This window comes from Nostoc linckia z4, assembly GCF_002608075.1.
Classification (GTDB): Bacteria; Cyanobacteriota; Cyanobacteriia; order Cyanobacteriales; family Nostocaceae; genus Nostoc; species Nostoc linckia.
In genome coordinates this window covers 1-26774 of the sequence record NZ_LAHA01000062.1, presented here as the reverse complement: position 1 = coordinate 26774, position 26774 = coordinate 1, and the positions used below count along the sequence as shown (strand labels likewise).

Annotated in this window: 19 protein-coding genes and 1 CRISPR repeat array (1 of these 20 running past the window's edge); of the genes, 11 read left to right on the top strand and 8 right to left on the bottom strand. The window is 40.7% G+C overall.

Translation table 11 applies throughout. From position 1 onward, the window contains the following. Positions 1-373: a CRISPR direct-repeat array (repeat unit 37 nt; unit sequence CTTTCAATTAAATGAAACCCGGCAACGGGATTGAAAC) (it extends 1557 nt beyond the left edge of the window). A gap of 184 nt (positions 374-557) precedes the next feature. The 3 genes from VF06_RS31905 to VF06_RS31895 all read left to right on the top strand — a co-directional run bounded on the left by VF06_RS31905 (position 558) and on the right by VF06_RS31895 (position 5545). Next, positions 558-2381 (top strand): tetratricopeptide repeat protein, encoded by a 1824-nt coding sequence (locus VF06_RS31905; protein WP_099073197.1) that lies wholly within the window; start codon positions 558-560, stop codon positions 2379-2381. 741 nt (positions 2382-3122) lie between these two features. Then, a complete protein-coding gene (locus VF06_RS31900; RefSeq protein ID WP_099071840.1) occupies positions 3123-3866 on the top strand; it encodes a pentapeptide repeat-containing protein in 744 nt (247 codons plus the stop codon). A gap of 203 nt (positions 3867-4069) precedes the next feature. After that, the gene (locus VF06_RS31895; protein ID WP_099071841.1) at positions 4070-5545 is read left to right on the top strand and encodes a pentapeptide repeat-containing protein; all 1476 of its coding nucleotides are present in this window, start codon (positions 4070-4072) and stop codon (positions 5543-5545) included. 122 nt (positions 5546-5667) lie between these two features. Here VF06_RS31895 and VF06_RS31890 read toward each other — a convergent pair whose 3' ends face one another. Continuing rightward, positions 5668-6744, bottom strand: a complete 1077-nt coding sequence (locus VF06_RS31890) for a glycosyltransferase family 4 protein (protein ID WP_099071842.1) — start codon at positions 6742-6744, stop codon at positions 5668-5670. 830 nt (positions 6745-7574) lie between these two features. On the opposite strand from VF06_RS31890, the gene VF06_RS31885 reads away from it, so the two are divergent. The 3 genes from VF06_RS31885 to VF06_RS31870 all read left to right on the top strand — a co-directional run bounded on the left by VF06_RS31885 (position 7575) and on the right by VF06_RS31870 (position 13401). Beyond that, positions 7575-8378 carry an ABC transporter permease gene (locus tag VF06_RS31885; RefSeq protein WP_099071843.1) on the top strand — a complete coding sequence of 268 codons (804 nt, stop codon included), beginning with the start codon at positions 7575-7577 and terminating at the stop codon, positions 8376-8378. Between the two features lie 608 nt (positions 8379-8986). After that, entirely contained in the window at positions 8987-10819 is a 1833-nt protein-coding gene (locus VF06_RS31880; protein ID WP_099071844.1) for a bifunctional serine/threonine-protein kinase/formylglycine-generating enzyme family protein, read from the top strand. A gap of 767 nt (positions 10820-11586) precedes the next feature. Next, the gene (locus VF06_RS31870; protein WP_099071845.1) at positions 11587-13401 is read left to right on the top strand and encodes a bifunctional serine/threonine-protein kinase/formylglycine-generating enzyme family protein; all 1815 of its coding nucleotides are present in this window, start codon (positions 11587-11589) and stop codon (positions 13399-13401) included. 500 nt (positions 13402-13901) lie between these two features. Here VF06_RS31870 and VF06_RS31865 read toward each other — a convergent pair whose 3' ends face one another. After that, positions 13902-14063 (bottom strand): nicotinate phosphoribosyltransferase, encoded by a 162-nt coding sequence (locus VF06_RS31865; RefSeq protein ID WP_099071846.1) that lies wholly within the window; start codon positions 14061-14063, stop codon positions 13902-13904. Between the two features lie 673 nt (positions 14064-14736). Here VF06_RS31865 and VF06_RS31855 point away from each other — a divergent pair. From VF06_RS31855 to VF06_RS31840, 4 genes are all read left to right on the top strand, one after another. After that, complete coding sequence (locus VF06_RS31855; protein ID WP_099071847.1) at positions 14737-16164, top strand: nicotinate phosphoribosyltransferase; 1428 nt, start codon at positions 14737-14739, stop codon at positions 16162-16164. Between the two features lie 138 nt (positions 16165-16302). Next, a complete protein-coding gene (locus tag VF06_RS31850) occupies positions 16303-16902 on the top strand; it encodes a nicotinate-nucleotide adenylyltransferase (RefSeq protein WP_099071848.1) in 600 nt (199 codons plus the stop codon). Further along, complete coding sequence (locus tag VF06_RS31845; RefSeq protein WP_099071849.1) at positions 16863-17609, top strand: NUDIX hydrolase; 747 nt, start codon at positions 16863-16865, stop codon at positions 17607-17609. The genes VF06_RS31850 and VF06_RS31845 overlap by 40 nt, the downstream gene beginning before the upstream one ends. Before the next feature lie 112 nt (positions 17610-17721). Beyond that, positions 17722-19470 (top strand): NAD+ synthase, encoded by a 1749-nt coding sequence (locus VF06_RS31840; protein ID WP_099071850.1) that lies wholly within the window; start codon positions 17722-17724, stop codon positions 19468-19470. Between the two features lie 102 nt (positions 19471-19572). On the opposite strand, the gene VF06_RS31835 is transcribed toward VF06_RS31840, so the two are convergent. Beyond that, positions 19573-20199 (bottom strand): hypothetical protein, encoded by a 627-nt coding sequence (locus tag VF06_RS31835; protein WP_099071851.1) that lies wholly within the window; start codon positions 20197-20199, stop codon positions 19573-19575. A 369-nt stretch (positions 20200-20568) separates the two neighbouring features. On the opposite strand from VF06_RS31835, the gene VF06_RS31830 reads away from it, so the two are divergent. Next, positions 20569-21462: a peptidoglycan-binding domain-containing protein gene (locus tag VF06_RS31830; protein WP_099071852.1), complete on the top strand. Its 894-nt coding sequence runs from the start codon at positions 20569-20571 to the stop codon at positions 21460-21462. A gap of 111 nt (positions 21463-21573) precedes the next feature. Here the strand turns inward: VF06_RS31830 and hemJ are convergent, their stop codons facing one another. From hemJ to psbA, 5 genes are all read right to left on the bottom strand, one after another. Continuing rightward, positions 21574-22158 carry a protoporphyrinogen oxidase HemJ gene (gene hemJ, locus VF06_RS31825; protein ID WP_099071853.1) on the bottom strand — a complete coding sequence of 195 codons (585 nt, stop codon included), beginning with the start codon at positions 22156-22158 and terminating at the stop codon, positions 21574-21576. Between the two features lie 518 nt (positions 22159-22676). After that, positions 22677-23528: an alpha/beta fold hydrolase gene (locus VF06_RS31820; RefSeq protein ID WP_099071857.1), complete on the bottom strand. Its 852-nt coding sequence runs from the start codon at positions 23526-23528 to the stop codon at positions 22677-22679. A gap of 189 nt (positions 23529-23717) precedes the next feature. Next, positions 23718-24839, bottom strand: a complete 1122-nt coding sequence (locus VF06_RS31815) for an NAD(P)/FAD-dependent oxidoreductase (protein ID WP_099071854.1) — start codon at positions 24837-24839, stop codon at positions 23718-23720. A 254-nt stretch (positions 24840-25093) separates the two neighbouring features. Beyond that, positions 25094-25549 carry a photosystem II protein PsbQ gene (psbQ, locus tag VF06_RS31810; RefSeq protein ID WP_099071855.1) on the bottom strand — a complete coding sequence of 152 codons (456 nt, stop codon included), beginning with the start codon at positions 25547-25549 and terminating at the stop codon, positions 25094-25096. Positions 25550-25840: 291 nt separating this feature from the next. Continuing rightward, a partial coding sequence (psbA, locus tag VF06_RS31805; protein ID WP_099084295.1) for a photosystem II q(b) protein occupies positions 25841-26774 on the bottom strand: 934 nt, incomplete at its 5' end.

The following is a 26774-nucleotide window of genomic DNA, read 5'->3' as shown; positions in this document are numbered from 1 at the left end:
AAACTTAATTCTGTTTGTGCTTGTCTCACTTGCTCTTTTAACTTTCAATTAAATGAAACCCGGCAACGGGATTGAAACAATTTTTACCGTTTTTACGTGATTCAAGAATTTCTAACTTTCAATTAAATCAAACCCGGCAACGGGATTGAAACACTGATAACTGATTACTAATAAAACTATTGTGATCTTTCAATTAAATGAAACCCGGCAACGGGATTGAAACACGATAATTTTGTTCTTGAGGATGTCTCGGCTATTCCTTTCAATTAAATGAAACCCGGCAACGGGATTGAAACGGCTCAACTACTTACTCAGTGGCCGGTTTGCCTGATGCGACTTTCAATTAAATGAAACCCGGCAACGGGATTGAAACAGCTATGGCAGATATAACAAACCACAGGACAAACTTTCAATTTCAATGAAACCCGATCGCTCTATTACAACCAAAAATCTCAACACTAGGCAAAATAGAACTGAAAACGGTTTTCAAATTATCATAATTAAAAATTCCCATGCTTCAAAGTCAGCGTTTATCATAAATAAAAAAATTATTTATTATGAATGCTGAAGATTTTTTCCACCAAGGATTAAACAAAAATTTGCAAGGGGAATACCAAGCAGCCGTTACAGCTTACACCCAAGCAATTAATCTCAATCCAAATTACGCCGAAGCATACCATAATCGAGGAATTATTTCAAGTAGTCTCACAGATTATCACAGTGCGATCGCCAATTTTAATCGCGCCATTGAAATCAATCCCAATTTTGCCACAGCCTACTATCACCGCGCTAATGCACGCTACTTTCTAGGAGATTACGAACAAGCCATCGCTGACCATAACCAAGCATTGGCAATTGACCCCAATCTCGCCCAATCTTATCACAGTCGCGCAAATGCCTACTTTGCTTTGGGAGACTACGACAAAGCCATTGCCGATTACATCCAAACCATAGAAATCAGCGCTCAATTAGCTGATAACATTAATGTTGATATTGCCAATGCTTATCATAATCGCGGTGTAGCCCGTTTAGATCGGGGGGATTCTCAAGGAGCGATCGCTGATTTTCAAGAAGCCTTACAATGGCATCCCCGTTTTGCCGCAGCCTACAGCAATCTGGGTAACATTCATCATATTTTAGGAAATTATCACGAAGCAATAGCCGACCATCACCGGGCATTAGAATTAGATCCTAACTTAACAGAGGCTTATCATAACCGAGGTAATGCCCATTATGCTCTGGGAGATTATGAACAAGCGATGGCTGATTACAACCACGCTTTAAAAATTAACCCCAACTTTGCCAGTGCATATTATAATCGCGGTTTAGTTCTGTCTCACCTGCAAAATTATCAAGCAGCCATTAAAGATTTTAATCAAGCGCTAAAACTCAATCCCGATGATGTGCAAGCATATTGCCAACGCGGTTTGGTGCTAAGCACCCTTGAAGATTTTGAAGGTGCAATTGCAGATTATGACCGAGCTTTACAAGAAAATCCCACACTAGCTTTAGTATACGGCTTTCGGGCCGATGCTCTGCGTCGATTGGGAAATTATCAAAGTGCTATTGAAGATAGTAATCGTTTATTACAACTCAATCCTAATTTTGCTGAGGGATATTGCGATCGCGCCACCGCTCGTAGTTCCATAGGAGATCATAAAGGAGCAATCAAAGATTACGACAGGGCATTGCAGATTAATGATAAATTAGCCGTAGCTTATTACGGTAGGGGTATCGCCCGTGAAGCTTTGCAAGATTTCCCAGGAGCAATTGCAGATAACACCATCGCCATAGAATTGATTCCTGACTTTTCCCAAGCTTACTGCAATCGGGGCAATGCCCGTCGTCTGTTAGGAGATGAACATGGAGCCATTGCAGATTATGACAAAGCTTTAGCAATCAATCCTGATTTAGTGGAAGCTTATTATAACCGGGCTTCCACCAACTATGCTTTAGAAAAATATGAAAGTGCGATCGCAGATTATACCCAAGCATTGCAAATCAATCCTCAATCTGCCGCATTTTACAGCGATCGGGCTAATGCTCGCTACGCCATAGAAGACTATTATGGTGCAATCAAAGATTACACTCAAGCAATTGCCATCGACCCTAGCTTTCCTGAAGATTGGTACAATCGAGGGCGTAGCTATTCTCTGTTGGAAGACTTCGACTCAGCCTTAGCAGACTTAAACGAAGCTTTAAAACGTCAACCTCATTGGGCTTCAGCTTACATCCTACGAGCAGATGTCTACCAAAACTTAGGTGATTTGCAACAAGCAATTGTGGATTTTCAGAAATCCGCACACTTGTATTATCAAGAAGGAAATATTCAGTATTATCAAGAAATTATGCAGCTAGTTGAACAAATTCAACGAAAATAAAGTACACGATATTAGGAATTTGCAATTGAAGAAGAATACAGAATTCAGAATTCAGAATTCAGAATTCAGAATTCAGAATTTAGAATTCAGAATCAATTATAATGATGTCCGCCTAATCATTTATCAAAAAAATTCCCCGCGTAAGAGCGTCATATCATGTCCGCTTGATTACTTTAGGACTTACGCAACTGGCATATTATTTTAAGTTTGTAGTAAGGACTTTAGTCCTCTAATAAGGACTGAAGTCCTTACTACAAGCAAAAAAAGCTGATTCCTGAATTTTGGCTGCTGAATTCTTTGAAAATTATCATGACCGGGGTCAATTGTTCGTGAAGAATTAAAAATAATGAATCTAACTCATGATTGATGGCGGTAGGCAGTATGTATGTTATTTCCTAGTGGTCTGCTAACCCAAAAATGCGCTTGTGAGGTCTGGGTAAAGGGTAAGAGGTAAAGGGTAAGGCATTTAAAACCTTTCCCCTTTCCCCTTTCCCCTTTCCCCTTTCCCCTTTCCCCTTTCCCCTTTCCCCTTTCCCCCACCAATTGAACTGTTACTAAATAATTATCAGCTCATGTCTCCTAAAACACTGGTGCTGGCTGTCAACAGTCAACAGTCAACCGTCAACAATACCACAAGTTCCCGATCTATTTTTTTGTTGCGCTAGTATATTCAAATATTGACCAATCATGAAACAATACCCTTGAAAAATAAATTATTAAAAATCACTACGAGTATTTTTTATGTTGACAGTAATTATAAATGCTTTTCACGCTATGAAAAATATTTTACCGACAAATAACAATCAGACATCAGAAATATTCCTGAAGATATATGATTTTCCTCAACAAATTAAATATGCTCCTCAACTCTCGCCAAAACAGCGTTTAAAAATTGCAATTGAACAGTTAGACCATGGCACAATGGAAACCAGTGTCGCTGTAATTAGCGAACTAGAGGAAATTGCCCATAATCATCCACAGTACCACTGGATAATCATGGACATTCTCACTAGTTTTATTCGCAAAAATGCTGCTCATACACCGCAAAGGGAAGTTATCAGCAGCACCTCAATCACAGTTCCTAAAGATATTCAAGCGGCTCTTAGTGTTATTGCTCGCAGAGATGTCAGCAAAGATGCAGAACACGAGCAGCTGGATTTGAGTCATGTGGACATCAGAGGAGCAAACCTCAATCAAGCTAACTTAGAACAGATAAATCTTTATCAAGCTAATCTTGCTGGTGCTAATCTCACACAAGCTAATTTAGAGGGAGCAATCCTCAGTGCAGCTAATTTAGAAAAAGCTAACCTATATTCAGCTAACCTCAAAGGTGCAATCCTCAGTGCTAGCAACCTGAAACAAGCAAACCTGCAAAAAGCGAACTTGCATCGTGCCAGCTTATATTTAGCTAACCTCCACGGAGCAATTCTCAATGATGCCATACTTGATGGAGCAAATTTCCGGGAAGTTCAATTTTTTGAGTAAATTCTAATTTGTAATTTCCATCGCCTAAGGGTTTCACTGATTGGCGATCGCTAATTTATTTATAGCGTGATGTACCAGTATATCCGATGTTATTCGTAAGTTAAATGACTATTGTGACCATATTATATTTTTTTTGCTAAATGCTATACTATTTTGTCCAAATAACTAAGTAATAATTCTAGGTTGTAAGGAAAATTTTTACCATGTCTTCTAAAAAGACAGACACTTTGTTAAATTGGTTGATAATCATAACAGTTATATTTGCTGGCTCATTGACTGTCATTTTCTTTGCGTTGTCCAATGTTAAGGAATTGTCAGTTCAAGAGAAAATCCAGTATAGAAACCAAACATTAACAACCACCGCAATAGTTTTTCTGGCATCGGCAGTAATGTTCAATGCTTATTATGCAGCAAAGCGTACCCAAGCTTTGCAGAAAAACGCCATCGCCGCCGAGAAAAATTTAGAAATTGACATTCAAAACGCCAAACTCAATCAAGATAGATTGATTGCAGAACGCTTTATGGGAGCAATTGCCCAGCTAGGACATGAAAAAATTGAAACTCGCACAGGCGCGATTTATGCATTAGAAAGAGTTGCCCAAGATTTCCCCAAAGAACACTGGACAATCATGGAAATCCTCACTGCGTTTGTGCGAGAAAATACACCAATTCAGCAAGTAAAACCAGAACAAACAAAGCTAGAATACTCGCCAGCAATTTACTCCAGTAAACGCAAAGGTGGGTCGCATTCGACACAGCAATTACAGCCAAAATTCCATGATGAAACAACAAAAATACGCACCGATATTCAAGCAGCTTTAACTGTCATCAGCAGGCGGAATTTACTCGAAGACCCAAAAGATCAAAAACTTGATTTACGTAATACTGACATCAGACGAGCAGATTTAGTGGGAGCTAACTTACAACAAGCTGACCTCAGAGGAGCAGACTTGAGTGGCGCTGATTTGCGGGGGGCAGATTTATCTGAAGCTGACCTCAACGGCGCGAGACTCGTTCGAGCTATTCTCTATGAAACCAAATTGCTCAAAACCAGTTTGTGCGCTGCCGACCTTTGTTGGGCTAACCTCAACCGTGCTAATCTCTGCGGTGCAAATCTGCGGTCAGCCAACCTTGCAGGAGCAAGTCTGCGTGCAGCAAATCTCCAAGGAACAAACTTGTATAAAGCCAACTTGCAACAAGCAACCTTAAAAATTGCCAACCTTTCGGGAGCAAAGCTGTTTTTAGCTAACTTGCAAGGAGCAAAACTCGGTAAAGCCAATTTGCACATGACTGGTTTAATTGGTGCTAACCTTTCTGGCGCTAACTTGAACGGTGCTAACCTTTCTGGCGCTAACTTGAATGCAGCCAAACTCCAGCAAACAGAAGTTTATTTTGCCAACCTTTCCGAAGCCAGCTTAACGGAAGCAGATTTATATCAAGCAAACTTCATCGGCGCTAACCTCCAAAGGGCAACTTTTTATCAAGCTAATCTCACCCAGGCAAATCTCATGGGAGCTAACTTTTTGCAAGCGAACCTGAGTGACGTGAAACTCGAAGGCACAATTTTGACGGGAGCAAAAAACCTAGAGTTGCAGCAGATTAAAAAAGCACTTGGCGATCGCACCACTCGCCTACCTGATTATATGGAAACACCAACCAATTGGCGACAATCAGGGTGATGAGATTTTGGATTTTGGATTTTGGATTTTGGATTTTAGATTAAGTATTACTTGTGCATCTACCGCAATCATTAATTAGTTATTTAGGCGCATTCTACCAGTTAACTCCCTTATTTAAATCCTTATCTCCCTAAAGTCAGCAAATTACTGTAGTGCCCATTTTGAGAAAATTTTTCTTCCATAATTTGTTGATAAACTGCTTCATAACCATCAACCATTTGTTTAACAGTGAAATGGCTTTCTACATGTTGGCGACAAGCATAGCGGTCTAAATTTGTTACTTTGTCAATAGCACTGATACAGTCTTGAATACCATCACAAAGAAAACCTGTTTTACCCTCGACAATTACTTCTTGGGTAGATCCCAATTTCATCGCAATCACAGGCGTACCCGAAGCCATTGATTCAACCATCACTAAGCCAAAAGGTTCTCGCCAAGTAATAGGAAATAAAGTTGCTATTGCACCTCCCATCAACGCATTTTTTTGAGCATGGTTAGCTTCACCTAAATATTGAATTTGCTGGCCGTCAATTTGTGGTTTAATTTTTGTCTCAAAATATTCCACATCAACAACATCTACTTTACCCGCCATTTTCAAATCCCAACCAGCTTGTTTAGCAATTTCTATGGCTAAATGGACTCCTTTTTCTGGAGACATGCGACCTAAAAATGCCAAATAAGGCGGATTTTCTGGTTGAGGATAAAACTCATACTTGTTGATATTAATTCCGTTGTAGACGGTTGCTACATAATTTAATGCTAATCTTGGTTCTCGTTGGGCATCAGAAATGCTAACGTATGGTTGTTTTTTACCAAAAGTAAACATCTTTTTGTTTTCAGGGGTAAAAATACCATGCAATGTATGAACTGTAGGGGTTGCGACTAAATTGGCATAGGGTAATGCCGTATAACCCATGTGAGAGTGAATAATATCAAACTCAGCTGCTTGTTGATACACCGAACCTAGTTCTAGCATTTCGTAAATGCTGTAATCTTTGACGGTGGGATCGAGTCTTAAAGAATGAGGATGAACTGACACTAGTTTTGCCAAAGTAACAGAATCCCCCGATGCGAATAACGTCACTTCATGGCCGCGTCGCACTAGTTCATCAGTCAGCAACCCAACCACTAACTCTATGCCACCATAAGCAGGAGGCGGTACTCTCTCCAATAATGGGGCTACTTGAGCAATTCGCATTACAAACCTCCTCCAAAATAAAACTTGAATAACAAGTATTTTTTTCTCTTTTCGTTGTGCTTATACTTAGTTACATCTACGCTGACAAGTTACTGAAGTCACAAACCTTATTAACAATTGCATCAAAATCTTATGCTTTTACCTAAAGTTTTTTTGTCTACCTTAGTAAATAAATTAACGATTCCACAGGAAATAAATTTAGTTGAATTTATCAGATTTTAGTATGATTTTTATCTACATTATTTAGGATAGATAAATTGCGATCGCATTTCTTAAATCCATGTCTATAGCTAATATCAGACTAAAAAGATGGTATGAGCTATATTAACTAAGGTTTTTTCAAATATTAATTAAAAAATCAGGGTTTTAGATACCTAAACACCCTATTTTGTAAGTTGAAAGATTTATCCATTGTGCCCAAAGATAGATTGTATAGTTGTAAATTACCCACAAATGTAGAGACGTTGCATTACAACGTCTCTAGACTTCTAAGAGAAGTAGGGAAAAGAAGCAAGGGAAAGGGGGAAAGGTTTAGTATTTTCCCTTTCCCCTGAGATGCATCCCTTTGACGACAAGAGTGCAAAAAGCAAATTGCATCTCCGTGTCCCCGCGTCCCCGTGTCCCCGCGTCTCCGTGTCTCCGTGTCTCCGTGTCTCCGTGTCCCCGCGTCTTTGTAACGAGTTGAGTTATGCAATTTAAAAGCGCATCAGCTTATTCCATGTGGAAACACCAAGAAACTAGCATCAAGTCAACGTAAATTCAAAAAATATTGACTTTTTAGATAAAATGTGATATTTTGTATTGCCAACTAAGAAAAATTAAATATAAACGTGAATATTTCTCCACATATCAAAAAACCGCGTGTCACATGGCAGGCGGTTTTCTCGCTGCTGATATTTGTGTTTATGTACCTGCCTATATTGGTACTTGGTTTTTATAGCTTTAATAAATCGCCATACAGTGCAACTTGGCAAGGATTTACCTTGGATTGGTATTTGAAGTTGTTCAGCGACGATCGCATTTTATCAGCTTTGCAAAATAGTTTGATAGTTGCTGGTTGTGCAGTGGGGATTGCAGCAGTGCTGGGAACCTTGATGGCGGTTGGTTTAGCGCGTTATCAATTTCCCCTGAAGAATTTATATCGTGGCGTAGCTTATCTACCATTAATTATTCCCGACATTGCGATCGCAGTAGCTACCTTAGTATGTTTAGCCGCCTTTGCCATACCTTTGAGTTTGTGGACAATAGTTGCAGCACACGTAGTATTTTGTCTGGCTTACGTGGGACTTGTGGTTGCTTCGAGACTGACAAACTTAGATCCTCACTTAGAAGAAGCAGCATTAGATTTAGGCGCGACACCAACCCAAGCATTTATCAAAGTATTATTACCTCAATTAATGCCAGGTATTATTGCTGGTTGCTTGTTAGCTTTTGTCTTGAGTTTAGATGATTTTTTGATTGCCAGTTTTACTGCCGGTAGTGGTTCTAACACCTTACCAATGGAAATTTTTAGTCGGATTAGAACAGGTGTCAAACCTGATATTAACGCTTTGAGTATAATGCTGATTTGCGTATCCGCGATCGTTGCTTTTATTGCTGAAATGCTTCGTGTTTCTGGAGAAAAGAAAAGCTAAAAATCAGAATTCAGGAGTCAGGAGTCAGGAGTCAGAATTCAGAATTCAGAATTCAGAATTCAGGAGTCAGAAGTCAGAATTCAGAATTCAGGAGTCAGAATTCAGGACTCAGAATTCAGGAGTCAGAATTCAGAATTCAGAATTCATATCATGTCCGCATAATTAGTTATGATTCCCACAGCCATTGCACCCCACCCCTTAATCCCCTCCTCGCCTGCGGGGAGGGGAGACAAAGCGTAGCTTTGGCTCTTTGGGGTGATTCCGGATTAGTTAGTAATTACCAATATTTATATTCTGATAAAAGTTATTCATTATTTAGTTATTAGCGAACTTTTTTAGCTGAAAACAACAGCTATCTTGAAGAATGATCCATAATTCAGACTTTAAAAGTAGGGTGCGTTACTGCGTTAGCCTAAATCACCATGTTACCAAACAGTACTAACACCCAAACTCCAAACTCCAAACTCCAAACTCCTAACTCCTAATTCCTAACTCCCCACATATTTTTAAACACATATAAAAAATTCCGTGTTCGCTTCTCTACATAACTGTTTTCAATAAGATGATATTGGGGCTAACTTTGGAGAAGATGCTATTTTCACTTCATTATGCAAATCTGCCAAAATCCCAATTGCTCAAATCCATTTAATTCTGATAGCAATAGATTTTGTGTCAGTTGCGGACAAAGCAACTTTGGCAAACTTCTGAGAAACCGTTACCGAGTATTGGGGCTGTTAGGCGAAGGTGGGTTTAGCAGAACTTACGCTACAGAAGATGTAGATAGACTCAATGCGCCTTGCGTCATCAAGCAATTTTTCCCACAATTTCAAGGAACTGGACAACGTACTAAAGCAGCGCAATTTTTCAAAGAAGAAGCGTTTCGCTTGTATGAACTCGGAGAAAATCATACCCAAATTCCTCGATTACTTGCTTATTTTGAACAGGGTACTAGTTTGTACCTCGTGCAAGAATTTATTCAGGGAAAAACTCTTTTACAAGAAGTCCAAAAACAAATCTATGGTGAAGCAGAAATTTGGCAACTTTTAGCTGATTTATTGCCAGTTCTAGAATTCATTCATAGCAGTAATATTATTCACCGGGATATTAAACCAGAAAATATTATCCGCCGTACCAGCGATGGCAAACCAGTATTAATTGATTTTGGTGGTGCAAAGCAAGTCACACAAACGAGTATAGGCAGACAAGCCACAGTAATTTATACACTTGGTTATGCACCAACTGAACAAATGGCTGGTTTTGCTTGTCACGCCAGTGATTTGTATGCTTTGGGCGTAACTTGCGTGCGTCTTTTAACTCAATGTTTACCTTTACAAGATGTTTCTGGACAAGTTAAAGATCCTATTTATGATGCCATGAACGCTAAATGGTTGTGGCGGGAACGATTACAAGAAAAAGGGATTATTATCAGCGACGAATTAGGAAAAATTTTAGATAAATTACTCAAACATTTACCCAGTGAAAGGTATCAAACAGCAACAGAAGTTATCAAAGATTTGGAGTTTATCAAATCAAATCTTGAACCTGTTGCACTCAAAATGGTTTCCCTTCCCCAACCTATATTACAGCCGCCACCACCAAAAGTAATAGTACCGTTACCGCCTCTAGAAAGTTTTGAATTTGATGTGGTGACGGTAGACACAGCAGGTAGAGAAGTTAGCCGTGTTAGTCGCAGTACAAAATTTTTTGCTGAAGAATTGGGTAAGTCTGTCACCTTGGAAATGGTATCAATTCCTGGCGGTACATATATGATGGGTTCGCCAGACTTTGAAGGAGACGCTGACGAACGTCCTCAACACCAAGTGACAGTAGAACCATTTTTTATGGGAAAATTTCCTGTAACTCAAGGACAGTGGAGAGTAGTAGCAGCATTACCCAAAGTCAACCAAACCTTAAATCCTCATCCCTCAAAATTCAAAGGTTTTGATAGACCAGTAGAAAATGTATCTTGGCATGAAGCTGTAGAATTTTGTCTGAGGCTATCACAAAAAACTGGACGCGACTATCGTTTACCCAGTGAAGCGGAATGGGAATATGCTTGTCGTGCTGGAACTAAGACATCCTTTCACTTTGGCGAAAACATTACCACTGATTTGGTTTGCTGTGCTGACGAACCAAAAAGCAAATTCCGCAAAGAAACAACAAACGTCGGCAGTTTTGAAGTAGCCAACGCCTTTGGATTATACGATATGCACGGGCTAGTTTGGGAATGGTGCGCCGACCCGTGGCATAACAATTATCATGATGCACCTACCGATGCAAGTGTTTGGGAAGTCGGCGGTGATGTGCATCGTCGAGTTTTACGCGGTGGTTCTTGGAGTTTTAGCGCCGAACTTTGTCGCAGCGCCAGCCGTAGTTGGAATGAGTCAGACGGCGGGTTAAGAATTTGTGGCTTTCGGGTGGTATTTTCCCAAGAAACTTGAAACTGAAATCCAAAATCAAGTTTTGAAGTTCAAAATCAAGTTTTGAAATCCAAAATCAAGTTTTGAAATCTAAAATCAAGTTTTGAAATCCAAAATCAAGTTTTGAAATCCAAAATCAAGTTTTGAAATCTAAAATCAAGTTTTGAAATCTAAAATCAAGTTTTGAAGTTCAAAATCAATATTTTTGGAAAAAATACCGGAAATCTACTTACAGTTTTGTAGAGTGCTGCCAATTCTACATAATTTACACCCGTTAAAACTTGGAAATTATCAATAAAAATTTTGGCAAGAGTAATTGATAAGTATAATTTTATACTTTAATATAAAAGCATGACAAAGGCGATCGCCCTTTCCGCCAAGATCGATGCGTAGGCGTAGCCCGTCGTAGACATCGCCTTTAGTCACCCCCCTACAGGAGACGAACGCGCCGAAGTCGAACACCAACGCGCCGAAGTCGAACGCCAACGTGCGGAAACAGTAGAACGAGAAAATCAACGGTTGCGGGAACGGTTACGTGCATTGGGTATCGATCCTGATGCATTGAGTTAGCGAAAATCCACTCAGGGAATTTGAGATTTGAGATTTGAAATTTTGGATTGTTCGTTGAAAAATTGAAATCTCAAAAAAATTCAAAACCCTGATGTAAAGACGGGATTTATCGTGTATTCTGTAGAACAATTATTTTGACAAATAATCCTTAACCCAAGCGTATTACAATATGAGCTAAGCTGGTAATATATAGAACAAACTGCTTGTAGTTCTGAGTTATGCAAATCTGCCAAAATCCTAATTGCTCAAATCCCTTCAACCCTGATAGCAATAGATTTTGCACGAGTTGTGGACAAAATAACTTTGGTAACCTGCTGGGAAATCGTTACCGTGTTTTGCAACTCTTGGGCGAAGGTGGGTTTGGCAGAACTTACACAGCAGAAGACACGGGTAGATTTGATGATATTTGTGTCATCAAACAATTTTTTCCCCAAGTGCAAGGAACAGCAGCACTAACTAAAGCAACGGAATTATTCAAACAAGAAGCAAAACGACTTTATGAATTAGGAGAAAATCACTCTCAAATTCCGAGATTGTTAGCTTATTTTGAACAAGGCGCAAGTTTGTATCTCGTGCAAGAATTTATTCGCGGGCAAACTTTACTCAAAGAACTTCAGCAACAAGCTTTTAGTGAAGCGCAAATTCGAGAACTGTTAGCAGATTTATTACCAGTCCTGCAATTCATCCACCATCGCCATGTCATCCATCGGGATATTAAACCAGAAAATATCATGCGAAGACAGAGCGATCGCAAACTAATTCTCATAGATTTTGGCGGTGCAAAACAAGTAACCCAAACCAGTTTAGCCAGACAAGCCACAGGAATTTACACCGTTGGTTATGCCCCAAGCGAACAAATGGCAGGATTCGCCACTCCTTTAAGTGATTTATACGCTTTGGGTGCCACTTGTGCGCGGCTTTTAACTCAAAGTTTGGCTGTGGAAGATACCTCTGGAAATCTCCATGACCGTGTTTATGATGCTTTTAATGGTCAGTGGTTGTGGCGAGAAATTTTGCAGGAAAAAGGTGTTACTATCAGCGACGATTTAGGGCAAATTATTGATAAATTACTCAAGCATTTACCAAAGGAAAGATATCAATCAGCAGCAGAAGTTTTAGAAGATTTAAATTCCCCAAAACCCAAAATTCCAACAACAATTATCTCCATTCCCCAACCGCAATTACCAAAAGTTCAAGCAAACACCATATCTCTACAAACTTTTGAATTCGATGTAGTTACAGTAGACGCAACAGGTAAACAAATTAACTATAAACGTCATAGTGCAAACTTCTTTATTGAAGACTTGGGAAATGGTGTAATTCTAGAAATGGTATCCATTCCTGGTGGTACTTTTATCATGGGTTCACCAGATAACAAGGGAAAAGCTAACGAACGTCCACAGCATCAGGTAACAGTTCGTGAGTTTTTGATGGGTAAATATCAAATTACCCAAGCGCAGTATGAAGCCATTATGGGGAATAACCCTGCTTACTTCCGCACCAATGGTGCAAACCGACCTGTAGAAAATGTGAGTTGGAAGAATGCGCTGGAATTCTGTCAAAAGTTGAGTCAAAAGACAAAACGAAATTATCGGTTACCGAGTGAAGCTGAATGGGAATATGCTTGTCGTGCTGGAACCACTACACCATTTTATTTTGGTGAAACTATTACCGTAGATTTAGCAAACTACAACGGAAATTACACATACGCTTCTGCACCAAAGGGTCAATATCGCGGACAAACAACACCAGTAGGCAATTTTCCACCTAACGCTTTTGGTTTATACGATATGCATGGTAACGTCTGGGAATGGTGTCAAGATTATTATCATAATAACTATCAGTACGCACCAATTGATGGTAGTGCCTGGTTACAAACTGGTTTATTCTCGAATTTGTTATCTGATAGACTGGTGCGCGGTGGTTCTTGGGGCTTCCTTCCAGAAGGTTGTCGCAGTGCAAATCGTAAGGCTGATGGTGTGGATCTCCGTTTCAACAGTATCGGTTTTCGTGTCGTCTTTGTTCTCCCATAAGGACTTCTTTAACCTTTACACTTCTTAGTTTTATCCTTTTCACACAAAGTGCGATCGCAATTTTTCACAACAACAATTAGGGATTACTAAGTAGGTCAACTTAATTAAACATAAAACAATGGTAGGGTGCGTTATCGCAAAGCGTAACGCACCTCAATTGCTATAGTACAGTCTACAGAGGTGCGTTAGCCTACGGCATAACACACCCTACATTTATTTATTGACATCTACGTATGACGTTTTTTTAGGTTGAGCTACTTAAAAAATAAATTATTCAATCTTGTGGGGTGGGCGTCTCGCCCGCCCATCAGTAAGGGCGGACAAGATGTCCACCCCACAATAAAAGTTGGATGTTTTTTAATTTGCAAGTCTCTTCTTAAATCAAGCCAATTCCTGAATCGATATATTTTCAGTGGGGATTTAAATCCCCTACTGAAAATGTCTGTAATTTTGAATTTTGAATTTTGAATTGTTTATTACCCCTACCTAACTATGAGTAACTACCAATTATCAGCTGTACCTTTCTTGTAAGGCTCACCGGTAAAAGGTTGTATGCCAATAGTAGGATAAGCATCATCATTAGGCCCAAAAATCCGCATTGCAGCTTCATAAATATACTGTGCCATGTCAGCAAGCATTTGGGAAATCTTGGTAATATTCATATTATTTGGACTCCTAAATTTTTGAGTCACTTTAGTTGTGATATCTATACTTTAATCCTGATTTTCTTAGCTTGCTGCCACTCTCAATATATTGAGAATGTATGCAATGTTTATTCAGATAAGTTTGCAATACTTTAGCTTTTCAAAAAGTCAAAATTTTTTTCCTTAATTCTAATTGTAACATAGCTATTTCTTCAATTCGAGTTTGGGACTGGGGATTGAGTTTGAAGCTGCAAAATTTCGCAAAGCAAAGCGGCTTAGGGACTTCTAAGTAAAAAAATATTCCACAGAAGACTGTTGACCCTTCTCCTATGGTCGCCGCTACGCGTAGCTTGCTTCCACGTTCGCGGAGCGTCCCGGAGGGAAGTGGTACGACTCCGCTCAGGGTCAAGGCTGAGCGGAGTCGAAGCCTTGACTGTTGACTGTCAACCGTCAACAACCTGAACCAGAATAATTTATTTTTGGGAGCTACCTTACCTGAAGCGTATTGGCTCATAGCGCTATTAATAGCTATTACTATTAAAAAATATTAAATTTTTGATAAAATTATTGTTAATATGCCTAAAAACCAAGGTTTTTCAGTGGTTTGTGAAACATATTTGCTACAAGTTGACAATATTTATGGTAAATATTACCATAAATCAAAGAGTCATTTTTATAAGGCAGCTCTGCCATGACAACTTTCCCAGATTTGGACTATGTACATAAACAACAAAGCCAGCAAAACCAGGAGTTAAACCTGTGTGCGGATGACTACAGCTTGCTGACTGACCTTTATCAATTGACAATGGCCGCTTGTTACACAGGGGAAGGTATAGAACAACGACGGGCAAGTTTTGAATTGTCTGTCAGACGCTTACCAGAGAATTTTGGTTATTTAATTGCAATGGGTTTGACGCAGGCGTTGGAATATTTAGCGAAATTACGCTTTAGTCCATCGCAAATTGCAGCATTACAGGCGACGGGAATTTTTGCTGGAGTAAGCGATCGCTTTTGGTCGTTGTTAGCCCAAGGCAAGTTCACCGGGGATGTTTGGGCAGTACCAGAAGGTACGGCTGTGTTTGCCAATCAGCCATTGTTGCGGGTGGAAGCACCTCTTTGGCAAGCACAATTGGTGGAAACTTATCTGTTAAACACTATTAATTATCAAACTTTAATTGCCACAAAAGCGGCACGGTTGCGGGATGTGGCTGGAGAGTCAGCAACACTTTTGGAATTTGGCACCAGACGCGCCTTTAGTCCCCAGGGGTCTTTGTGGGCGGCGCGGGCGGCCTTGGCTGGTGGTTTAGATTCTACTTCTAATGTGTTAGCAGCGCTACAACTGGGTCAAAAGCCAAGTGGTACGATGGCACACGCCTTAGTAATGGCACTCTCAGCCATAGAAGGCACTGAAGAACAAGCCTTTAGTGCATTTCATCGATATTTTCCGGGTGCGCCATTGTTAATTGACACCTACGATACCATCGCTGCGGCCCAAGGCTTAGCGGCAAAAGTAAATTCCGGTGAAATGCAATTAACAGGCGTGAGATTGGACTCTGGTGATTTAGTTGACCTCTCAAAACAGGTGCGATCGCTACTTCCCAATGTGCCAATTTTTGCTAGTGGCGACTTGGACGAGTGGGAAATTGCCAGACTCAAAGCTGCTGGGGCAGAAATCGACGGTTACGGATTGGGGACGCGATTAGTTACGGGTTCTCCGGTAAATGGAGTTTACAAACTTGTAGAGATTGATGGCATCCCAGTGATGAAACAATCCAGTGGTAAGGTAACTTATCCAGGACGCAAACAGATTTTTCGCTCGTTGACAGGAGGTAAGGTAAAAGCAGACAGATTGGGACTTTTAGGTGAAAGTTCGGGGGAAGAACAACCATTATTGCAGTTGGTAGTTCAGCACGGTAAACCCACGCAACCGCTGGAAACTTTAGAAACAATTCGCCAGCGTACTGCTGCCTCCGTTGCTAGTTTGCCAGAACAGACACGGCGCTTGGATCGTCCTGTGGCCTTAGAAGTAGAAATTTCTGAAAAGTTGCAGGTGTTAACACAACAGACTCAGAAACGTAGACGCGCCAGCGACTTACCGCAGGCTACCGCATTCGGGTAGCGTCTCGTTAGAGAAGGACGCAAAGTAATAGCAATTTGAACAATGATTGCGATAGATGGATGAATCGCCAAAAAGCTTATTTAGTGACTCTTCCATAATCCAAAATCTAAAATCCAAAATCCAAAATCCCACAAGATGATGAGAATTGCTTTATTTGGCACAAGTGCCGATCCGCCAACTGCTGGACATCAAAAAGTTTTAAGTTGGTTATCTGAAATTTACGATGGCGTGGCGGTTTGGGCAGCAGATAATCCATTTAAGTCCCATCAAACACCTTTAGAACATCGGGCGGCAATGCTGCAATTATTGATTGCGGATATCGATGCGCCACGACACAATATTGCCTTAGAACAAGAATTGAGTAGCTTGAGAACCCTGGAAACAGTGGAAAAAGCCAAAGTGCGTTGGGGTAAAAACGTTGAATTAACATTAGTCATTGGTTCCGATTTACTTACTCAGCTACCACGCTGGTATCGTATTGAAGATTTGTTACAGGAAGTGCAACTATTGATTGTGCCACGACCGCGATATGCAATAGATGAGTCTAGTTTGGAACAAGTGCAAAAGTTAGGAGGGAAGATAGCGATCGCTAGTCTAACCGGTCTAGATATTTCCTCAACAGCCTACCGCGAACATGGAGATTCTCAAGCCCTGACTCCCCCTGTAGTTGCTTATATTCATCGAGAGCATTTATACAAATGCCAGGACGCCAGCAAAAAAAGATTTCAACTCCGGTAAATCAACAACCTTTGGCCGATTTCAAGGTTGGTGTTGATAATGTAATTTTTTCTGTAGATACTGCACAAAATCGGCTGTTAGTTCTGTTAGTAATGCGACAGCAAGAACCATTTTTAAATCATTGGAGTCTTCCCGGCACATTAGTCCGTCCAGGAGAGTCTTTAGAAGATGCCGCCTATCGCATTATGGCAGAGAAAATCAAGGTCAACAACCTTTATTTAGAACAACTTTATACTTTTGGAGGCCCGAATCGCGACCCACGGGAAGCAACCGATAGTTATGGCGTTCGTTATTTATCTGTTAGTTATTTTGCCCTAGTGCGATTTGAAGAAGCTGAATTAATTGCCGATGGCGTCGCCGGCATAGCTTGGTATCCGGTTAAACAAGTTCCACAATTAGCTTTCGATCACAATGAAATTTTGACCTATGGACATAGGCGTTTGCGAAATAAATTAGAGTACAGTCCAGTGGCTTTTGAAGTCTTACCAGAAATGTTCACGTTAAATGATTTATATCAGTTATACACCACCGTTTTAGGCGATAATTTTGCCGATTATTCTAATTTTCGGGCGCGTTTACTAAAATTAGGTTTTTTATCCGATACCGGAATAAAAGTCTCACGCGGTGCTGGTCGTCCGGCTAGTTTGTATAAATTTGATGCTGAAGCCTTTGCCCCGTTGAAAGATAAACCTTTGGTGTTTATTTAATGATGACTGTTGACTGTTGACTCTGAGGAATTATTATTTTCCCTTCATCTCATCATGCCCAATGCCCAATGCCCAATGCCCCATGCCCAATCCCCAATAACTAATAACTAATATGAAAATTGCCATCGCTCAAATTAATCCGATAATTGGTGATTTACTAGGAAATGCCAGACAAATCCTAGAAGCGGCACAACGCGCTGTATCTGGGGGTGCGCGTTTGTTACTCACACCAGAACTTTCTTTGTGTGGCTATCCACCAAGGGATTTATTATTAAATCCTAGTTTTGTGGAAGCTATGAATATAACTTTGCAAAACTTAGCCCAGGATTTACCAGCAGATTTAGCTGTGCTAGTAGGAACTGTTCAACAAAATATCACAGCACATATTACTGGCGCTAAAAGTTTATTTAACAGTATTGCTTTGTTAGAAAATGGCAAAGTAAAGCAAGTTTTTCACAAGCGACTTTTGCCTACTTACGATGTTTTTGATGAACGTCGCTATTTTGAACCAGGCTTGCAAGCTAATTATTTCACCTTAGATAATCTCAATATTGGCGTTACTATTTGCGAAGATTTATGGAATGATGAAGAATTCTGGGGTAAACGTAGTTATGCTGTGAATCCCATTGCTGATTTAGCAATTTTAGGTGTAGATTTAATTGTTAATTTATCTGCTTCTCCTTATACTGCGGGGAAACAAAAGTTTCGGGAAACAATGCTCCAGCATAGCGCAGTGCGTTTTCAACAACCGATTATTTATGCTAATCAGGTTGGGGGAAATGATGATTTAATTTTTGATGGTCGCAGTTTTGCTTTGAATCGTAACGGTGAAATTATCTGTCGTGCCCGTGGTTTTGAGGCTGATTTGTTGGCGGTGGAATTTGATGAAACACTGCGAGATTTACAAGTAAGTGCTGTGACTCCTGCCTATGAATCAGAAGATGAAGAAATCTGGCAAGCTTTGGTTTTAGGAGTCAGAGATTATGCCCGCAAATGCCGCTTTTCTAAAGTAGTTTTGGGTTTAAGTGGCGGTATTGATTCAGCATTAGTAGCAGCCATCGCCACTGCTGCCCTTGGTAAAGAAAATGTGCTGGGGGTTCTCATGCCTTCGCCTTATAGTTCTGAACATTCCATTAGCGATGCTTTGGCTTTAGCGAAAAATTTGGGAATTAAAACTGATATTTTACCAATTGAACAGTTAATGCAAGGCTTCGATCGCACCTTAGCCACTTTATTTGCAGGCACAGAATTTGGATTGGCAGAAGAGAATATCCAATCCCGGATTCGGGGTAATTTATTAATGGCGATCGCTAATAAATTTGGCTATCTTCTCTTATCTACCGGTAACAAGTCAGAAATGGCAGTTGGTTACTGCACTCTCTACGGCGATATGAATGGCGGTTTAGCAGTAATCGCAGATGTTCCCAAAACCCGCGTTTATTCACTTTGTTATTGGTTAAACCAAAATAGCGAAATCATCCCCCAAAATGTCTTGACTAAAGCACCAAGCGCCGAACTCAAACCAGGCCAAGTAGACCAAGACTCTCTACCGCCTTACGAAATTTTGGACGATATTTTGCAACGCTTGATTCACGAACACCAATCAGCAGCCCAAATTGTCGCCGCCGGTCACGATACTCTGATTGTAGACCGAGTAATTCAAATGGTTGCACGTGCTGAATTTAAACGCCGACAAGCACCCCCCGGTTTAAAAATCACTGACCGCGCCTTTGGAACTGGCTGGCGAATGCCAATTGCAAGTAACTGGGTTGCTATCAAAAACGCCTACCAAACTAAAACCCCATCTACACCCACATTAGTTTTTTCGGATGGGCAAGATGTCCAGCAGCGAATTAAGTAAAGGCGGGTAGGGGGGACACTTTCCTCTTTGCGTCCCCGCGTCCCCCCATCTCCCCATCTCCCCATCTCCCCATCTCCCCACCTTCCCCTCCCCGCGTCTTCCTCAGGCGATCGCTACACCTTCTGAAATATTAATATTTGCTTCTTTTATCAAAACTTTTAGCAAAGCTGCTATACCAATTTGCTCAGAAATTGCATTGGCATCCCATTTGCCATCAGTTACATATTTGCCTTTGCTGTAGTGGTTAGTCCCCGACCACAAATATGGTGTGAGAACTTCTGGATGGTATTTTCTATAGCCAAAACCGTTGTATCTTTCTAGTTGCCAAAGCTGTGCTGGCAAACTCCAATCTTTGACTCGGTTGAATTCTTTCATTGTCAAAGCATCAATGGCGCTTTCTTCCCAGGTGTAACCTACCTGCCAGCCTTTGATGGGGTCAGCAAGTGGTCTGCCTGATGGTTCGTTGATAGTGCGTTTTTTTAGCGAGTCGCCGTTGTGCAAATGTTTGGTGAAGTTCAGGGAAGATTCCATGTTATGGATGACTGCAACAAAGTACCAAGGTACATTGATTTTTTGTTGCAGTACTTCGTAACGAAGGCGATCGCCACTAATTTTTGCAACTATGTTTTGAGTCGTGCTGAGTTTATCTGGCTTGATTTCGCAGCTATCCCAAAGCTTCTGATATTCTGGTTTTAAATCCACTAAGCTAAGTAGTATTTTATTTGCCATTGTTATGCAATACCTAAAAGTAACTTTGACTTTTTTAGTTATGACAAAGCTACTTTACCCGCATAAAATTTGGCAACTTTTTATACAAAAAATTATTTCTTCATTGAAGATTTGTTAATATGTTCTGCCTTACAAACTAGTCTGGGAATGGTTTATATCTTTTTGTCAATCCAAAAATAGTTAAGTATAAATATTTCATTAGCATTCAACTTTGATTTAAGTAAAATTATGTAAAATTTTGTGTATTAAATCATAAATCAATACTAAAAAATTTAACTTTATATTAAATACAAAAGTATAGTTTAAAACAAGGTCAATCCTAAAAATGATGTTTATACTGAGAAATAAGTTAATAAAGTTAGGTGCATAATGAAACTACAAGATTTCTTAGGAACAGATGAAAAATGGGGATTCGAGGCGATCGCTAAAGATCCAGAATTAACTCGTCAGATTCAAATATTGTTAATTGGCTTGGGTTTACTCGACCCTCCAGCCGATGATAAGTTTGGGCCGGTATCTGCCACAGCCCTGAAAAAGTTTCAAGAATTAATGAAAATTGAGGAGACTGACTATTTAGGCGCACTCACCGCCAAAGAACTAATTGAAACTAAAGCAGAGGAACTTCCTAAACCCCCCTTAAAACTGGGTAATGACATTGCCAGCAAGATTATCAAATACATGCAGGCAAAAAATTATCAGATATCTACTAACCCGAAAGAATACAACATTATTTATTTAGAAGGAGTAAATGAAGACTGGACTCTCAACAGCGATACACCGAATCAATTCAACGATCGCCGTCTGGTAATTGAAATAGAAGACGGTGTTCCGAAAATTGTCAATCACTGGCAAGCCACCACAGAACCAGGCAGATACTATACTTATAATCCGATGAATCCCGGAGGTGCAGCTAGAATTAAATTTGGGCAATACAAAGCTTGGTCTGTTGGTACACACGGAACTTCAGAACCCCACGAAGCATTAGTCCAAGTTGCACCTATCACTGTTCACCGAGATTTTAACAAAGATTTTCAACGCACTGGTGACAAACTTGATACAGGTCTTTTCTTTGTCAATCAACACTGGGGTTATGATGCTCCTGTAAATGATATTAAAAATGCTAGTGCAGGTTGTTTAGTAGGACGTAGACGCGAAGGACATCGGGAGTTTATGTCAATAATTAAACAAGACCGCCGCTATGTAGCTAGTAAAAATTATGTCTTTTACACCACAGTCATTCCAGGAGATGACTTATTAAAATAATTCGTAATTCATAATGGGCTTCTCTCCAAGACGCCCATTACAAATTACGAATTAGTAAATTTCTCTCAGCCTTTGAAATTTGTTTAACTGAAAGATTCCAGACAATTTTATCTAACTTTGTTCTTGTGGAATTTGCCCTATTTGTGCCGTCAACTTTTCTTTATCCTGCCTACGTTTTTTGGCATAAAGTTGAATAGTAACTGCCATCAAAATAATCATGGCAAAAATGCCCCAGGCAGCCATATCCGTTGGTAGATTATTTTTAAATATAGCCAGTAATACGATGGCTACCAACATAACTGTCGGTGCTTCATTTAACGCCCGTAATTGCTGACTACTCCAAGCACATTGATCTGCTGCTAACTTCTTAATCAGATGAGCGCAATAATGATGATAGCCGATGAGAATAGCTACAAACAGCAGTTTGATATGTAACCAGCCTTCTTTTAACACTTCTGGTTCGGTGCTGATTAAACCGATGGCCATTGCGATCGTCACATACATTCCTGGGTTAGTGATGATATGGTACAGACGCTTTTCCATAATTTGATACTGATTTTTCAGTATGGTTCGCGCTGGTTCTGGTTCAAGGTTCGCTTCAACATGATAAATAAAAAGACGTACTAAATAAAACAAACCAGCGAACCAAACTACAAACCCAACAATATGAAATGCTTTAAACCATGAATAAGCCATGAATTCCAATCTCCATCAGTGTGGTTGTGATGCATTTTTAGCGGTCAGAATTCAGAATTCAGAAGTCAGAATTCAGAATACTCTAGCAGCGAAAGAATAGAGTTTGAACAATGAAAAAATATTTGAATTTCACTACTCAATCTTTTCTTTAGCAGACTACAATTAATGGCCACTGAAAATTTTCCACTAATTGATTCTGAGTCCTAATATCGTGTCCGGTAAAAGATTTATCATTAGAACTGACGCCAAGACAGGGGGGATAAGGCAATACGGTTCGGTTAAAGGGGAAAGGAGAAAGGGACTCATGTTTCAAATACATCCAAATCACCTTACCCCTTAACCTTTTCCCAGACCATAAAATAAGTTCATACTGCTTATCCGAACCGTATTAGGGGATGGGGGGACACACAGAAATTTTCATCACGTGTAATTAGCCAGACATGATTATGACTCCTGAATTCTCAGTTCTGAATTCTGAATTCTTTTTTATATTATCGATTTTTGTCTGAGGTATATTCTCAATGAGCCTCTTTACGACGCACAAAGGGTAAAAGGTCTTCTAAAATAGTCTCATGGTAATGTTCTTGAGGATAATGTCCGACGTTATTAAGTTTTATTAATTCTGCATTCGATACCGAGTTAGCAAAATTTTCTGCAATGTCTACAGGTAACCAAGGGTCAATAGTACCCCATTGAATGAGAATTGGCTGTTGCCATTCTTTAAACCCAGATTCGATTTCTGTCATTGCAGAATCAAGCTGTAAATTGCGGATACTTGCTAACAAACTTCGACCAGATGCAGAAGTTGTTAAAAATGGTTTTCGATAAACATCTAAATCCTTATCTTCAATGCGATAACGGCTACCACCTTCTAGTGTGCGGTCAACTAACAAAGGGTCTTGGGTCATAACTTCACCAGCCAAAGGTAAACCCATTTGTTTAATTTTCCAGGGTAACTTCGCCGTCTGGGAAATTGGTGTATTTAAGATAGCTAAATTGGCAATTTTTTCTGGATGACGCAAAGCATATTGTAGTCCTACAGAACCCAAAAAGCCTTGTACAACTAAAGAAAAATGTTCGAGTTCTAGTGCTTTGATAAATTCTTCTAAAGCCGTAATAAAAGCATCGGGAGTGTAAGCAAAATCTCGTTTTTCTGGTTTTGCAGAAAACCCGTAACCAATCCAATCTGGGGCGATCGCTCTCGTACCTTGATTAGCTAAAGCAGGTATAATATTACGCCAACTGTAACTTTGTGAAACTAAGCCGTGTAGCAACACTACTGGCGTTAAATCAGTTCTGCCGATTGGTGAAGATTCACGATAAAACCATTCGAGTGAATTTACAGTTATTTTATGTTCTGTTATTGACACGCTATTTTTCTTATAGATTGGGCATGGGGCGTTGGGCATGGGGCGTTGGGCATTGGGCATTGGGCACGGGGAAAGGGAAAGGGGTATGGTTCGACAAGCTCACCAACCGGGGAAAAAGGGAAAGATTAAATTTATTCCTTTTCCCTTTAACCTTTAACCTTTTCCCCTGCCCCCTCTGCTTCCCATGCCCTATGCCCCATGCCCTTGTCCCTGAGGAATAATCATCTCACGAATTGCATGTGCTGTAGCGGGAGCCAATAAAACGCCGTTGCGATAGTGTCCAGTGGCCAATAGGACATTACTAAATCCAGGTAACTGACCAATAACTGGGGCTGGGCGTCCTTCAGGACGGGGGCGTAATCCAGACCAAGTGCGGACAATACTTGCTGTAGCTAATTCTGGGCAAAATGCGATCGCTTGTTCTCTCACAGATTCCAACAGTTGTTGATTCGGCGGTATTTCATCGCCGTTGGTGGGAAATTCCACTGTTGCACCAAGCCAATAATCTCCACCACCCACAGGAACAATATGGACATCATTACCTGTAATGGCTGGCTGGAAGTCGGGATTGCCCAATGGATGCTCTAAATGTACTTGTAAAGCCTGTCCCAACACCGGACGGATATCAATCTGCTGGTTTAACTTTGCTGTGAGTGGTGTTGAACCTAATCCTGCTGCCACTACAAACCAATCAGCAGCTATTTTTCCTTCCGTAGTCTCTAGGTGATGGCAACATTGGAGTGAAGATTCAATCATTGAAGTTTCACTATCTAAAACAGCTACACCAAATTTGAAAGTCACACCATTATGCTGAGCAGCCTCAACTAAAGCCAATGTCAGCGCAGTTGGATCGAGTTGACGGTCTTGAGGAGAATAGACAGCGCCAGTAATTTTTTCACAATTTACCTGAGGACAAATATTTTTCAGTTTACCAGTGTCCCAAATCTCTAACTCCCAGCCTTGAGAGTGGCGAGTTTCTACTAACTTTTCCCATGCTGAAATTTCCTCGCTGACATCGGACAACAGCATAAGAATTCCTTGGCGGTTAAAAGGTATCTGACGATTTGTTAAAGTTTCTAATTCTGGAATCAAAGTTTCATAGCGTTGGATGCTAGTTTGTCGCATTTGCCAAGCCTTGCCCTTGATTTTTTGACTGATTACCCCCATCAAAACGCCAAGTGCAGCACCCGTAGAAGCTTGTGCTGGTGGTTGTCGGTCGAAAACAGTGATTTTCAGCCCTTTTACATGACTGAGTTCATAAGCGATGGCAGCTCCAACTACACCAGAACCGATAATGACTACATGACTCATTGTTTATTTGAAATTAAGGGTATGGGGCACAAGAGGCAGAGGGGTTCTAGTAGTTCGCTTTCGGGACTTAGCTCTTTAAAGGGGAAAGGGGAAAGGGGAAAGGTTTTAAATCCCTTACCCTTTACCCCTTTCTCTTTCCCCAGCCCGAAAGAAGCGCATTTTTGGGTTGGCAGACCACTAAGGGCAGAGGGGAAAAACTCATCTCCCTTGCTCCTTCTACTCCCTCATCCCCCCATCCCTACCTTAACTTGCTTCTATTGAGTGCTTGCCTCAGGAAGCAACTGGAGGAATTTGTCAATATCTGCGAAAGCGGCTTCGGAGTTAGTCAACGCAAGTTGAGCGTTACCAGAGGAAGCGCCTTGATTGATTTTAACCAAGTGGTTAAACAAATCTCGCGTTATTTGACGTGCTGGGGTTTGGTCTTTGGGTAGAAGGTGGGGAGTGACATAAGTCAAGTTCAACCTTGCTTCTGTTATTGGGCCGTGTATAAAGTTGCTCACGTTGATCCAATCTTGTTTTTGAATCAGGGTTTTCAACTCTTGTGAGCGATCGCGCACAGCTTGAATTTCGGGAACGTATTCCTTAATTTCCGCAATTTGGCTTGCAGTGTACGTTGGAGGTGCAACTGCAACACCAGGCCCGCCACAACTAATGAGAAATGTGGCCAATAATACTAAAATCAATGAAAAAATAGAGCTTTGACGCTTCATACACGGAACTTATTTGCTTCTTGTTTGCCGATTCACAGTGTAATTTTAGATCGCTAGGGCACTCAATCATTCACTCTAGAAATCTAAAATCCAAAATGGTGTTCCAGTTTTTCCAAAAAAACTTTTTCACAATTGAGATAAACTTGTTTTTTTGTTGCCACAGAAAAACTTTCTGATACTTAAGTTGCTTTCAATATGATGTCCTAAACAATAGACTTGCCTTAAATGACCAAAATCGACAAAACGCCCTCTGTTTCCAGAGAGCGTTTTCTATTTAGTTAGACTCGATGATTAACCGTTGATAGCAGGAGCGCTGATTGCAACAGGAGCCGCTTGGGCAGATGCCAAGTCTAAGGGGAAGTTGTGAGCATTGCGCTCGTGCATTACTTCCATACCCAGGTTCGCACGGTTGATGATGTCAGCCCAGGTGTTGATGACGCGACCTTGAGAGTCGATGATGGACTGGTTGAAGTTGAAACCGTTCAAGTTGAAAGCCATTGTGCTTACACCCAAGGCGGTGAACCAGATTCCAATTACAGGCCATGCAGCTAGGAAGAAGTGCAAGGAACGGCTGTTGTTGAAGGAAGCGTATTGGAAGATTAAGCGACCGAAGTAACCGTGCGCTGCTACGATGTTGTAGGTTTCTTCTTCTTGACCGAATTTGTATCCGTAGTTTTGAGATTCGCTTTCGGTGGTTTCACGTACTAAGGAAGAGGTTACTAGAGAACCGTGCATTGCAGAGAATAAAGAACCACCGAATACACCAGCCACTCCTAACATGTGGAAGGGGTGCATCAAGATGTTGTGTTCTGCTTGGAACACGATCATGAAGTTGAAGGTTCCGGAAATACCCAAGGGCATACCGTCAGAGAATGAACCTTGTCCGATGGGGTAAATCAAGAATACTGCTGTTGCTGCTGCTACGGGAGCGGAGAACGCTAGGCAGATCCAAGGACGCATTCCCAAGCGGTAAGATAGTTCCCACTCACGACCTAAGTAGCAGAATACGCCAATCAGGAAGTGGAAGATTACCAATTGGTAAGGGCCACCGTTGTAAAGCCATTCATCTAATGATGCTGCTTCCCAAATTGGGTAGAAGTGTAAACCAATGGCGTTAGAAGATGGTACTACTGCTCCGGAGATGATGTTGTTTCCGTAGAGTAAGGAACCTGCTACTGGTTCGCGGATGCCGTCGATGTCTACTGGGGGTGCTGCGATGAAGGCG